This window comes from Algoriphagus sp. (genome assembly GCF_029254265.1).
In the GTDB taxonomy this organism is placed as follows: domain Bacteria; phylum Bacteroidota; class Bacteroidia; order Cytophagales; family Cyclobacteriaceae; genus Algoriphagus.
On sequence record NZ_JAQWXX010000027.1, the window covers coordinates 1 to 14,039 of the forward strand.

The 14,039-nt window shown below is 41.0% G+C and carries 7 protein-coding genes; 1 reads left to right on the top strand and 6 read right to left on the bottom strand.

Annotated elements, in window-relative coordinates:
- Positions 1-301: 301 nt before the first annotated feature.
- A complete protein-coding gene (locus P8O16_RS03525; protein ID WP_300310925.1) occupies positions 302-3,529 on the bottom strand; it encodes a S41 family peptidase in 3,228 nt (1,075 codons plus the stop codon).
- 576 nt (positions 3,530-4,105) lie between these two features.
- On the opposite strand from P8O16_RS03525, the gene P8O16_RS03530 reads away from it, so the two are divergent.
- The gene (locus tag P8O16_RS03530) at positions 4,106-9,433 is read left to right on the top strand and encodes a CHAT domain-containing protein (protein ID WP_300310927.1); all 5,328 of its coding nucleotides are present in this window, start codon (positions 4,106-4,108) and stop codon (positions 9,431-9,433) included.
- Positions 9,434-9,469: 36 nt separating this feature from the next.
- Here the strand turns inward: P8O16_RS03530 and P8O16_RS03535 are convergent, their stop codons facing one another.
- From P8O16_RS03535 to bcp, 5 genes are all read right to left on the bottom strand, one after another.
- Positions 9,470-11,038, bottom strand: coding sequence for a glycoside hydrolase family 99-like domain-containing protein (locus P8O16_RS03535; protein WP_300310929.1), 1,569 nt, complete (start codon positions 11,036-11,038; stop codon positions 9,470-9,472).
- Between the two features lie 43 nt (positions 11,039-11,081).
- Positions 11,082-11,624, bottom strand: a complete 543-nt coding sequence (locus tag P8O16_RS03540; RefSeq protein ID WP_300310931.1) for an N-acetyltransferase — start codon at positions 11,622-11,624, stop codon at positions 11,082-11,084.
- An 86-nt stretch (positions 11,625-11,710) separates the two neighbouring features.
- Positions 11,711-12,673, bottom strand: a complete 963-nt coding sequence (locus tag P8O16_RS03545) for a transketolase C-terminal domain-containing protein (RefSeq protein ID WP_300310933.1) — start codon at positions 12,671-12,673, stop codon at positions 11,711-11,713.
- Between the two features lie 24 nt (positions 12,674-12,697).
- Entirely contained in the window at positions 12,698-13,549 is an 852-nt protein-coding gene (locus P8O16_RS03550) for a transketolase (protein ID WP_300310935.1), read from the bottom strand.
- Between the two features lie 10 nt (positions 13,550-13,559).
- Positions 13,560-14,009 carry a thioredoxin-dependent thiol peroxidase gene (bcp, locus tag P8O16_RS03555; protein WP_300310937.1) on the bottom strand — a complete coding sequence of 150 codons (450 nt, stop codon included), beginning with the start codon at positions 14,007-14,009 and terminating at the stop codon, positions 13,560-13,562.
- Positions 14,010-14,039 lie beyond the last annotated feature (30 nt).

A 14,039-nucleotide genomic window follows, 5' to 3' on the forward strand; every position in this document is an offset into this window, starting at 1 on the left:
GAAAGAATACCTCTGAAAAACTAGTTTTCAAAGGACTGGCTTCGTCGGCCTACGGCCTCCTCTGCCAGTCCTTTGAAACATAAATTTAAACCTAGACACAGTTTAATGAACTATCCCTCCAATAATGTACTGATTACTCCCCTTTAAACGATTATTTGACTACACTGAATAGGTCTACCATTTATCAGTGATCCTTTTGAGGCCTCCATGTCCATCTATCGGGAGTGGTCATAAAAAAGGTTCAAGTCCGAAGACTTGAACCAATTTGTGGATATTCAAAATCGGTTACCCGACATTTTAATCAATTTCCCTTCGGTCTGAAATATCGAATCGGAGCTTTTGGCTCAGGTTTCAATTCGATTCCTTCGGTCTTCAGCAATTCCAAAGCTACTTGTACTGCTCGCTCCAGTTGAGGATCTTTGCCTGCGATTACATCTTTTGGCAATTGTTCTACTGCGATATCAGGCGAAATACCGACACCCTCTACAGCCCATTCTCCATCTGTATCATAGAATCCACCTCTAGGAGCTACCATTCGGCCTCCATCTACAAATAGTGGCGTATCCCAAGTCCCAACTAGTCCGCCCCAAGTTTTGGTGCCAATCAATGGACCGATTTCCATTTTGTTGAATAGGTAGGGTAGAAGGTCTCCACCTGAGCCCGCACGCTCATTGATCAGCATGACTTTTGGTCCCCAGATTCCAGACATCGGTTGGGTAAAAGGTTTGTGATCATTGGCCCGCGAGTTGAAATAGCCGGTCAATTTCCGATTCATAATATCTACCATATAGTCCGCAGCTGATCCACCACCGTTATTTCGCTCGTCGATCACTGCACCTTTCTTATCCTGCTGCGCAAAATAGTACCGATTAAAAGAAGTGTATCCTGGCTGACCGGTATTTGGAAGGTAAACATAGGCTAGCTTTCCGTCGGAAAGTTCATCAACTTTTCTACGGTTTCCTTCGATCCAAGCGATGTTTCGCAATTGATTTTCATTACTTACAGGAACTACCAATATACTTCGTGAACCTTCCAATCCCGGTTTTGAATTCAGATGAATTTTGGTTGGAACATTGGCGGATCCTTCAAAATAGGTGTAGAGATTAATTCCTTTTTCGATTGCTTTTCCATTCACCCCAACGAGGTATTCCCCAACTTTCGCCTGGGCTCCCACCTGTGCTAAAGGCGCATCCAATCCAGGATTCCAATCCTCGCCATTATAGATTTTTTTGATTTTGAAATTTCCATTATCCATTTCAAAATCTGCTCCTAACAAACCAATAGGAACTCTGTCAATGTCAGGAAAGTCACCACCTCTGGTGTAGCTATGGCCTACTGCTACCTCACCACCAATGATATCAATGATGTAATTCATATCCGTACGGTGACGAACTGAGGCTACCCAAGGCTTGTACCATTCGAAGATTTCATTCCAAGGAGCGCCGTGTACATTCTCTACATACAAGAAGTCTCGCTGATAGCGCCAGCCTTCTCGATAGATCTGCTGCCATTCTGCCATCGGATCAACCTTAACTTTCATGGAAGCGATACTCTTCAAAGCGCCGTCCCCTACTTTTTTACCGGCTCCAGAAGTTTCTATGATTCCCCAGGTATTTCCAGACTGGTAAAGCAAAGATTTACGATCATTGGAAACTACTACTTGATTCACTTTCGGAAGAAAATCTTCAGACTTCCGCTTGATCAAATCATACTTTTTCATTGCAGTTCCTTCATTTGGAATGACTTCCATGTAAAAGATCTGATTCTCTGGAGCAGGAGCTAGTGCGGAATAGTTTCGGGTTGGGATATCAATTGCCACAATTCGCTGCTGAATACCTGCCTCCGAGATTGTCACAGTCACAGCTTCTTTTTCATCTTTCTTTTTTTCTTCTGTCTTTTCTTTTTCCTCATCACTTTGAGGAAGGAGCGGGGAAGAATCAGTAGCATTTAATACCGTGAAATATAATGCCCGAGTCACAGGATGATCGTAGCTACTCATATCCAGCCAGCCTGTATTTAATCCGAAATCAGTGCTTGCCAAGAAATAGAGGTATTTGCCAGAAGCATCCCATACTGGTGAAATGGCATCAGCCATGGTATCAGTTACTTGGATTTTCTTTCCTGAAGCGACTTCGTAGACAAAAATTGATTTCAACTGATTATCCATCAATCGGGAATAGGCAATCCATTTTCCATCAGGAGACCAAACTGGATTCATGCTTCGATTAGGATGAGCAAACCGATCAGTATCTGCGATTTTGCTTGTTCCCGAAGTCACATTGGTCACCCAAATATTGTAATCGGTATCCGTATAGGCGATGTGAATATTATCACTAGACCACTCGGGCTTAAAGAAAAAGCTTGGATCAGGAATAGCGATTGTCTTCGAAACAATGCCTGCTTGATCCGCAATGATCAATTGATATTCCCCTGAAGCATCAGAGAAATACGCGACGTTTTTCCCATCTGGGGACCAAACAGGAGAACGCTCGGCAGATCTGGATGTGTTAGTTAGATTTCTTCCGGCGCCATTTTCTTTGGGGAAAGTCAGGATCTCTCCTCTATATTCAAAGATTGCTCTCTGGCCTGTCGGTGAAAGCTGTGGGTTCTGAAGCCCATTTGCAGAGACACTCGTCCAACGCTCACGAGCCCAGTGAAAATCTCCATTTACTGTAATGTTGACTTGAGTTAAATTTCCATTGCTTGGATTATAAAGTTGGAGATAGCCTCCTTGTTCAAGAATGATCGCTTCAGGGCCGGCATCGATGCTTTTGATATCGAAATCTTTCAAAAAGGTCTCTTGCTTTTCTTGCTTTGTGCTAGGATCATAAGACCAAAGATTTGCAAGATTATCGCGCTCAGAGATGTAAAAGACTTTATTACCAAACCAAACTGGATCAGTATGACGTTCATTGTCAGTCTGAGGAGTCATCTGAAGTGAGTAATCTTTAAGGTCAAGAATCCAAATGGGTTTCGCTTGTCCACCGCGGTGATTTCGCCATTCTGGATCCCAAAAAGAAATTTGCTGATATGCCATGTGCTTTCCGTCTGAAGAAATCTCTCCGTTAACTGCTCGCGGAACGATCATTGGACTTGGCATGCCGCCATTCACACTCACTTCAAAAAACTTGGACTCTTGGGTCGCATGACCTTCTCTTCCTGAGGAAAAAATCACTTTAGATCCATCAGGACTCCAGCCGGTCACCATATCTGCACCGGGATGCCAAGTTAATCGCTTTGGTTCACCTCCTACAGAAGGGATCAAATAGACATCGGTATTGCCATCGTATTCCCCGGTAAATGCAATCCAATTTCCATCTGGAGAGAAATGCGGGAGACTTTCTTCTCCTTCATTGCTCGTCATTCGGATGGCATTTCCCCCTGTTCGGGGAGCTTTCCATAGGTCATTGGCATATACAAAGACAATCTCTGATTGGCTGAGCGTGGGTTGTCGGAGAAGCTGTGTTCCTTGGGAAAAAGCCGAAAAGGCAAATCCAAGAAGGAGGGAGGTGGTTATGAGTTTTTTCATATGCTTATATTTTTTGATTTTTTAATGGCCATATGGAATCTCGCAGAATATAATCATTCCAAAGTGTAACGTTCTGTGTCATGCTCGATTTCATAAATGATAAGAAAAGTGTTTGTTAAAAATAGGTCAATGCAAAAAGCTATACCAACCGATGGTAAAATATTTTATGATTATCCACAAGGATGGTAGCAGTCTTATTCCTTTGTTAATGCGGCTTGAAGACCGATGACGGAATATCGATTCTACGTGATTCATGAAATATCCTTCTTGCCCTTGTGGGCAACAATTAATTTTCTAATACTTCAGATTTTTAAGACTTCCAGATTTCTCATTTTAACTTTTTGATTTTTATACTTTCCGGTTGGAAAAATGAATGGGAATTATAGTAGTGGAGGTTTTCCATTCCTCAATAGTTTAAATCCTCTTAATAATTGAAAATCCACCCATAAATACTTATTTTAATGCCTCTGTTTAAAAGATTTTTCTCAAAAGTGGGCAGATAGTTTAACAGCTTTTATAGGGTATGGAACTTTGTTCCAAATCATTTATCCATCAACCGTTTTAAATTTTTAAAAAATGGCCAATCTAAAAATTAAATTAAAGGGTCAAGATCAGGCAGCATTTGTTACAGGAGAGGATCAGGGTTTTGAATTTTACCAACTGAATAAAGCCTTTTCTGTTCTCAGCCCAACTCGTGGAGACGTTCCTGAGCAATCTTTTGAGATCAGAGATGATCAACTTATCGAACTCAATCTATCAGATGACACAGTCTGGTTGGGGGATAATGATACCCTTCGAGAGCTTTTTCCATCTCAATTCAAAAGGTCTGGAGAAGGTGATGAGCTGTTTCTTCCGGATGAAATCGAAGTCGACGCGCAAAACAGGGGAGTAGTCAGCAAAATTGGGATTAAGATTTTAAAGATTTTCTCCAAAAAAGAAGTCGCTTTTCCCCTCGTCAAAAATCTGGCTAAGAATCTGGAGAACAAGCAACTTTCCATAGATGGGGTAGATTTCCAGCATGTGGGTGCAGGAGTTTTGCTTTCTTGCTCTTCGACTTTTGGACTCAAAAGAGCCGAAGCTATCGATGCCTCCAAACCTCATTTGTTATTCCTTCACGGTACTGCCTCGTCGACCTTGGGTTCATTTCTGGACTTTAAGGATTCGGAAGATTGGAAACAGATTGTACTACTTTATCCCAAAGATTCGATTTTGGCTTTTCAGCATCGTACGCTTACGTGCAGTCCGCTAGAGAATGTATTGGATCTCGTCAAGTCCCTTCCAAAAGGAATTCAACTGGATTTGGTCAGTCATTCCCGAGGAGGCTTGGTGGCGGATACCTTGGCTAGATTCTGTGTGCCTGATACCGAATCTAAAGGATTTGACGCTTATGAGCGATCGGTTTTGCTGGAAAAAGAGCGAAGTAGAGACTTAGAGCTTATTGCCGAAATTGAAAAAGAAGTCAAATCCAAAAACATCCAGATCCGAAAAATGATCCGGGTAGCTTGTCCTGCCAACGGGACCACCTTGGCATCGTCTCAATTGAATCTCTACCTCAATGTCTTTTTCAACATCCTTGGCTTGGCTACTGGGCAAGTGGGCAACCCGATTTTCATTTCGTTCAAAGAGCTCATTATGGCGGCAGTGGAGTCAAAAGACAACACTTCGGTGCTTCCTGGTCTGGAATCGATGAATCCCAAGTCTCCTTTTGTAGAAGTACTTAATTTTCAGGGTACTGAAATCAAAATTCAGGCACCACTATATGTTGTCGGTGGAAGCAGCGAACTGAGCATGCAATGGAAAAGCATAGTTGTTTTAATTGGTAAGTTTTTCTTTCTGGGAAAAAATGACCTTGTCGTCGATACCGAAAGTATGTATTGGGGTGGCGCTCGTGAAGAAGGCAAAGTTGCGGCATTTATCGAGGCCAGTGGTCAGATTGATCACATGAAATACTTCATTACGGAAAGTACTCGCGAAGCCATTCGCTTTGGACTGGAATCAGATGGATCTACCATTCCTCGCAAATTTGAGCTAGTCTCCAAGTCGACTATAGGACAAAAGGACCGTGGTGTATTTGGAATTGAAGGAGGGGAATACAAACGAGATCAGGCAAAAGGAAAGCGACCAATTGCGATCTTGCTTCCGGGTATTATGGGTTCCAATCTTCAGGTAGGTTCCAATCAAATTTGGATCAATTACATACGATTTCTAAAGGGAGAACTTACCCGTTTGGATTATGTGAATAATCCAGAGAAAGTCGAAGCAGATTCTTTAATAGGTACATCCTATAAAGGACTTGGTAAGAATCTTGAACGAACCTACGATGTGGTGACCTTTGAGTTTGATTGGCGCTCACCGCTTCCGGAAACAGCCAAGAGACTGAATCAAAAGGTTAAAGAACTATTAGCTTTCAACCAACCAATAAAGATAGTTGGTCACAGTATGGGGGGAGTTCTTGTAAGGGATTTTGCGATTTATTTCCCTGATACTTGGAAGCAATTGAATGAAACTCCCGGTTTCCGAACCTTATTTTTAGGATCTCCTTTGGGTGGATCGTATCGAATTCCATATGTACTTTTTGGCAAGGATGATATTATCCAATTGCTCGGAAAAATTGACATTAGAAATTCCACTAAAGGGCTTTTGAATTATTTCACGAATTTCCCTGGAATTCTAAATCTGCTCCCAATTAATCGATTAGGAAAGCATGATTTTTCGGATCGGGAATTCTGGAAAAAACTACGGACAGCATTTGGTGATCAATCATGGCCTATACCGGATCAGAAGTTCTTGGATGAATTTGGTAAGTATCAGGAGAAAATCCTGGCAGAAGCAGATCGATTGGATTATTCCAACGTGAGCTATATCGCAGGTCAAAGCCGAAAAGATAAATTTACGATCTCTGATCTTGAAATTGAAGACGGGGAATTGGTTTTCAAGGCTACAAATGCTGGAGACGAAAGCGTGACTTGGGAATCGGGTATTCCGAAGGAAATCTTGCGAACCAAAAATTATTTCTACGCGAATGCAACACATGGAGCACTTTCTACAGAAAGCAAACTTTTTGCTGCAATCGATGAGATCCTGATTTATGGTAAGACCAGCAAGTTGCAAAATAGCCTTCCCCAAGTGAGAGGAGTAGAAAAGGACTTTGTCGCAGAGCCAAATCAAGTGTTCGATCTTAGCGAGGAAAATGTCGAGAATACATTGCTTGGTTTGGGACAAACCGGTGAGCGCTGGATGAATGATCTTCCAATTCAGGTGACAGTGACCCATGGAAATCTTGTTTACGCTAGATATCCAGTTATGGCTGGACACTTTGAAGGAGATGCTATTTTGTATAGTGAAAGTGCAATCGATAAAAAACTGAATAATGAACTTAGTCGATTGCATTCTTTAGGACTTTATCCGGGGCCGATTGGTACCCATCAGATTGTTTTGAACCGGGGTTGTAGCAAGGGTGATTTTCAAGGTGGAGTAATAGTTGGCTTAGGAAAAACCGGAGAATTGACTGGCTTTCAATTGATGAATACTGTTGAAAAAGGGATTTCAAGGTATTTGACAATTTGCAACCCAACTGATAATTATTCAAACGATGAACCTTTGGGGATTTCAGTGATCGCTATAGGAAATTCATTTGGGGGATTATCCACCGAAAGTTCGATCAGAGCGATTATCCTGGGAATTCAAAAGGCAAATAAAAATATCACAGCGACTTACAAAGGGCTGAAAAAGGGAATAGAGGAAGTAGAAATCATCGAACTTTATCATGATAAGGCCTTGGCGATCTTGAAATCCATGAAAAATATTGAAGCAAATCAAAGTCGTGAATTCAATATTGTATTCCGAGGTACAGGAATGGAAACCAAAATTGGTAGACAGTGGCGAATTCCTCAGGAAAACTCTACGGATTGGTGGACCAGAATTACAGTCTGTGAAGAAAGTGGTTTTGAAGTACGTGGAGAATCCCCAGGTGGTAAGAAAATAAAAATGGCTCTTGCGACTACAGGGGCAAGTGAGCGTGTGGAATACATGCCTTCCAATACCAAAGTGCTGGAAATACTGTTGAATCAAATGACACACAAAAACATGTATTCTCCGGAGATTGCGAAGACCATGTATGAGTTGTTGATTCCATTGAAATTTAAAGAGGAGCTCAAGCGTCAGAATAATATTTCTTGGGTCTTGGACTTGGATACAGCAGAATTTCCTTGGGAAATGATGCAAGAGGATATAAATTCTGTTCCTCTTTGCATCAATTCTGGAATGGTGCGTCAATTGGCCACTGAGAATTCTAGGGGAGCGATTTCCAGAGTCTCCACCAAAAGTGCCTTGGTCATTGGAGATCCAAATCTGGAGGGTTTTATGGGGCAATTACCGGGAGCAAAACGAGAGGGAGAGCTCGTTACAGAACTCCTTCGGCAGGAGAAATTTGAAACAGAAAGCTTGATTTTCAGCAATGCTTCAAGTATTCTTCTAAAGCTTCTGACCAAAAAGCACAAAATTATTCACCTTGCCGGACATGGTCTCTTCAATTATGGAGAAGACAAAAATACCGGAATGGTCATTGGGAATAATACCTTTTTACTGCCAGGACAATTGGCAGGAATGTCTGATGTGCCTGAATTGGTTTTTGTCAATTGTTGCTACCTCGGACAGATGGACTCTGTGGAAGAGAAGGGAAGTCAGAATCGAAATCGTTTTGCTGCAAATATTGGTACGCAGTTGATAGATAATGGTGTGCGTGCGGTGATTGTAGCTGGTTGGGCAGTGGATGATGCAGCAGCCTATGATTTCGCAAAGCTATTCTACCAGTTTATGTTTGCCGGATTGGGATTTGGAGAATCTGTCAAAAGAGCTCGAAAGAAAATCTATGAGGATTATGGAAATAGAACTAATACTTGGGGAGCATTCCAGTGCTACGGTGATCCATTCTATACTTTGACTGATAAGAAGCAGTCAAAATCAGAAAATAACAGTCCTTTACTTCAGGAAGAAATTGAAATAGAATTGTTGAATTTGATTCATAAACTTGAGACCTCTAATTATGATGTAGATAAAGTTATAAATCGAGTAAAGGAAATTGATCAAATGATCTTCAAGGGTTCGGAGCGAAATGATACAATTTTGGAGTATCTGGCCAAGCTCTATGGTAGTTTGAATCTCTACAAAGACGCTATTCGAATCTACGCGGTGATGATGAAATCTAAGAAAAATGAATTTTCAGTTCAATCATTAGAGAAATATTGCAATGTCCGTGTGAAGGAGTGCCTTCTTCGATACAAATCAAAAACCACTTCTAAAAAAGAGGCCATTCAAGAAATCTCTGAGGTGGTGAAAGATCTTGAAAGCTTAAATCGTTTTGGGGAGACTTCTGAGCGTTGGAGTCTGATCGGTAGTGCTTACAAAAGATTAATTCAGTTGAACGATTCTGGTAAAATTCAGGAAATGCTTTCTGCTGTTATTAATGCATATGAAAGGGCTTCTGAACTTTCAAATTTAGAAGAAATCTATCCCCTGACTAACTGGCTTCAGTTTCTTCAGGTACGAAATGAATTAGAAGCTAAAAAAGGTTTGAAGTTTACTCCGATAAAAGCACGAAATGCGATGGCAGAATTACTTGATAAGCTCGAGAATAGCTATAGCCCAAAAAGCTCCTATTGGGATATAGCAGGAAAAGCAAATATTCTGCTCACACAAATGTTGATAGAAGGAACCGAAACAGCCCATAAAAGAGTTTCCGAAGCATATGAATTTCTTTGGAAAAAGGCGGGAACTCTTGGCCAAAAACAGGCTGAATTAGAGCATTTTGACTGTTTGCTACACACTCTTGGTGATCAGAAAACAGAAAAAGGACTAAAAGAAAAATTATTAGAAATCAGGCAAGAGCTTTCAGAGAATATGTAAACTATAATGGTCCTGAATAATACTCAGGACCATTTCTTATTTTTTGAAGGTATCTCTGATAGCTTCCAAATAATCAAACCCGTGACCTTCTGTCGGCTCGATGTAATTACCTTCCAGGTATTCATTCCAGCAGCAAATCATTACGGTATTGCCATTGGAGTTTCTGTATTTTCTGGATACAGCCTGTGCATCTCGAAGTTTTGCGGAGAAAGAAGCTTTATCTGAGTGAACTCGATCCTTTTGAGGTTCGCTTGGGAATCCGCTTTGCTGTGGCCATGTGCCACCAGCAGGTCTCATATCCCAGCCCATGGCTACAGGGACCTGGTATTCGAAGTTGGGATCATCTTTGAACTTCTCAGACCACATATTCCAATGCCCTTTGTAGGTCTCACGCATATCAGCATAGGATTTATTTGACTTTTCCATGAAGTTATGGTAAACATAACCTGTCATTCCCTCAAAGCCCATTCCTTTCAGTCTTGGCACATATTCTTGTAACAATTGCTTATTTCGGTATTCTCCACCTTCCCAGGGTCTTTGTGGGTTTTTGGGAACCCATTTGGTGGGAAGACCATAAGCTTTTTCGTTAGGCATCATTGGACCTGCTGTGATAGCTATGAATTTTATTCCAGGAAAACCTTGCTTTTTGGCGACTTCCTGTGAAAGGTCTAAGAGGTTCTTCAAGGTTAAACCATAATAAGCAGCTCTAGATTCTGCATCCTGTGGAAAATAGAAATAGATAATTGGCCGCCCATCAGGGGCTTTTAAATAGTCCTTTCTCTTGAAATAATTATCAGTCCATTGTCGTGTGATTTTCTCATGAACTTTCAGGTAAAGTTCACGATCAGGTTTTTCTCCATCATAGTTCGCTTTTCTTGCCATTTCATTCGGAGAACCAATTTTGAGCCAAGCCATCCAGCGCTCATGACTATCATCACACCAGTTGATCGCCCATTTCATTTGATCTTTTTCGGGTAAGCTGGAATTCACTTCCAGCATTACTTTCAGCTGGTCATTCCATTCTTCCAGCCCGGGAACAGCTACACGTCCATCGCGATTTGGATCTATTTTCCATCCTTCTGGATAGAATATTTTTGATTGAGGGCCAAAATATAAATGGTAATAATAATTTCTGCCATAAAACCAGTTATAGGCAAAAAAGTCAATGCCATAGCTTTTCATCATTTGAAGTTGCTTGCGAATTACTTCTGGGTCATCTCTTTTATAGAAGCCTTTCAATTCGGAAATTGGCTTTCGGTCGAGGTAAGGGCCTTCATAAGGATACTTAGCATTGTAAATTCTACCTTTTGGTCCCCAAATTCCTGGATTTTGTAGGCTTGAGCAATTGGCAGGATCTTGAAGGCAAGACCAGAAACTATCACGATCAGTAGCTGGGTCGGGAGAGGTATTCCAAGAAGGCATAAAATAAACTCCAACGAGTTCATCTGCTTCTGTATCTGTAGTATTTGAAATCAGATTTGACTCACTCAATAAACCCGCATTGAGTTTTATGAAATCAGAAGGTGGGGATTGTTTTGAGTGGGAATTACATCCTGCTATAGCTAATGCGGAAAAAAATAAAAACAGAATAAATCTCGTCTTCATAGTCTTAGAATTTAGTCAATAAGAATACTTCTAATTTAAAGTTTTACCCAGTAATTTTCTTTTGATAAGTCTGAATTCCTCTATAATCAGGCTTTAGTTGTTCAAAATCCAATTGGTAGGAATGAATTAATTCAAAACCCATTTTCTCGTAGAAACGCCTAGCCTGTGGTTTTTGCTCCATCGCCTCAAGCCAGATTGAATCGAGTTTGACTTCCATTGCAATTTTTTCTAACCAATCCATCAACGCCTTCGCAACTCCCGTTCCATGTAAATCTTCATGTAAATAAAGTCGATGAAGTTTCATGGAATTTGGGATCTCGATTTGCTTTGGAGAAAAAGGGAAATCGTATTTGAGAATTCCTGCTTTGATGCCGTTGTATTCGATGAAAAAATAATGTGAAGTATTCCTGTTGAGTTCTTTATTTAGGTTTTTGGTAGAAAAGCAAAGGTCCAAGTACCAAGAACAGTCATTTTTCCAAAAGTCCTGATAAGCAGATGTATAAATCTCTTGCATTAAAGCAAAAAGGATGGGTTGATCCTCAGGTTTGATTGGGCACAACGAAAGTTTAGAATTAATCGCAATCATTGGAATTTGAATCTAGGTGTAAAATAGAAAACAATAAAAAACCACAGCCAAATGACTGTGGTTTTAAGGCTAAAATAGCTTTCAATTTATTTTCTTGCCAAGGCCTTTTTAGCAGCTTTCACGATATTCTCAGCATTCAAGCCATATTTCTCAAGTAATTGGGCTGGTGTACCTGATTCTCCGAAACTGTCATTTACGCCAACATATTCCAGCGGAGCAGGATGATTTCGAGTCAGAGTCTGGGCGATACTGTCGCCTAATCCTCCATTGATCTGATGCTCTTCGGCAGAAACAGCACAGCCGGTTTTTTTCACGGACTCCAAAATAGCCTCTTCATCCAAAGGCTTAATGGTGTGAATATTGATTACTTCGGCATAAATTCCTTCTTCACGAAGCATCGCCTCAGCTACTACAGCTTCCCATACCAGATGACCAGTCGCGAAAATGGTAACATCTTTACCATCAATCATTTTCCAAGCCTTTCCAATTTCAAACTTCTGATCAGCAGGAGTGAAGATTGGCCAACTTGGTCTTCCGAATCTCAAATAAACCGGTCCCTCATGTTCAGCAATAGCTAATGTGGCCGCCTTTGTTTGGTTGTAATCACATGGATTGATGACTGTCATATTTGGAAGCATTTTCATCATTCCAAGATCTTCCAAAATCTGGTGTGTGGCTCCATCTTCTCCTAAAGTCAAACCAGCATGTGAAGCACATATCTTGACATTTTTTTCTGAGTAAGCTACGGATTGGCGGATTTGGTCATAAACTCTCCCAGTAGCGAAGTTCGCAAAAGTGCCTGCAAATGGAATTTTGCCGCCTAAAGCTAAACCAGCAGAAAGTCCAATCATATTTGCCTCTGCGATGCCTGTCTGGAAGAAACGTTCAGGAAATTCCTTTTGGAAATCTCCCATTTTCAATGATCCGATCAAATCGGCACAAAGTCCGACTACATTAGGATTTCTTCTTCCTGCTTCCAAAAACCCATCACCAAATCCGGAACGAGTATCTTTTTTTTCTGTATAAGTATATTTTAAGTCTAAGCTCATCTTTTGTCAATTTGAAAAATGGAATTAATAATCACCAAGGGTTTCCTCAAGCTGTGCCAAAGCTTTGGCAAGTTGCTCGTCATTAGGTGGTGAACCGTGCCACTTATGCGTTCCAACCATGAAATCTACTCCATAGCCCATCTCGGTATGCAAAAGATTCATTACCGGCTTGCCTTCACGTGTGAGGTTTTTCGCCTTTTCCAGACCGATCAATACAGACTCCATATCATTTCCATTTGGAGTCTCCATCACTTCCCATCCAAAAGCCTCAAACTTATCTCTTAAGCTTCTCAAGCCCATGATTTCCCGAGTGGGACCATCGATCTGCTGACCGTTAAAATCCACTGTGGCAATCAAATTATCAACTCCATAGTGCGCCGCATACATAGCAGCTTCCCATACTTGTCCTTCCTGAAGCTCTCCATCTCCCATCATGACGTAGACTAGTTTATCGTCACCGTCGATTTTTTTTGCTTGCGCAGCACCAAGTGCCACCGAAAGGCCCTGACCTAATGAACCTGAGGCGATACGTACACCTGGAAGATGTTCTTCCGTAGCTGGATGGCCCTGAAGTCTTGAATTAAGTTTTCTGAAGGTTTTTAATTCGGCAACTGGGAAATATCCACTTCTCGCTAAAACTGAATACCAACCTGCTGATAAGTGTCCGTTTGAAAGAAAGAAAAGATCTTCACCTTTTCCATCCATTTTGAAATCAGGATTGTGTCTCAACTGGTCAAAATAGAGTGCTACAAAGAATTCAGCACAGCCAAGTGGCGCACCAGGATGTCCAGATTGAACTGCATGCACCATTCTCAACACATCTCTTCTGAGTTGAGTAGCGATTTTCTGGAGTTGTTCGATTGATTGTTTTTCCATTAGGGCTGGGTTATTTTAAAATTTGTGCTGTGTGATCTTTGGTATTTACTTTTTCTATGATCTCAGCGATCATACCTTTTTCATCAATGATAAAAGTCGTTCGGGCTGTGCCCATGTATTTTCTGCCATACATGGATTTCTCTACCCAAGTGCCATAAGCTTCATGGACTTTCAAATCTGTATCTGCGATCAATGAAAAAGGAAGTGATTGCTTTTCAATGAATTTCACATGGGATTTTTCAGCATCAGAGCTGATTCCCAAAACAATGTATCCTGCTTTTTGCAAGGCTTCGTAATTATCTCTCAGATTACAGGCTTGAGCTGTACATCCTGGAGTAGCATCTTTAGGATAAAAGTAAAGTACTACCTTTTTGCCCAGGTAGTCTGAGAGTTTGATAGTTTCTCCTGTTTCAATTTTTGCTTCGAATTCTGGTGCCTTTTGGCCTACTTCTAACGACATATTTATTTAATTTTTCAATTGAATAATAAA

Coding starts and splice junctions, on each gene's coding strand:
- P8O16_RS03540 (WP_300310931.1), bottom strand. CDS start 11,624: ATGATTGCGATTAATTCTAAACTTTCGTTGTGCCCAATCAAACCTGAG.
- P8O16_RS03530 (WP_300310927.1), top strand. CDS start 4,106: ATGGCCAATCTAAAAATTAAATTAAAGGGTCAAGATCAGGCAGCATTT.
- bcp (WP_300310937.1), bottom strand. CDS start 14,009: ATGTCGTTAGAAGTAGGCCAAAAGGCACCAGAATTCGAAGCAAAAATT.
- P8O16_RS03535 (WP_300310929.1), bottom strand. CDS start 11,038: ATGAAGACGAGATTTATTCTGTTTTTATTTTTTTCCGCATTAGCTATA.
- P8O16_RS03525 (WP_300310925.1), bottom strand. CDS start 3,529: ATGAAAAAACTCATAACCACCTCCCTCCTTCTTGGATTTGCCTTTTCG.
- P8O16_RS03550 (WP_300310935.1), bottom strand. CDS start 13,549: ATGGAAAAACAATCAATCGAACAACTCCAGAAAATCGCTACTCAACTC.
- P8O16_RS03545 (WP_300310933.1), bottom strand. CDS start 12,673: ATGAGCTTAGACTTAAAATATACTTATACAGAAAAAAAAGATACTCGT.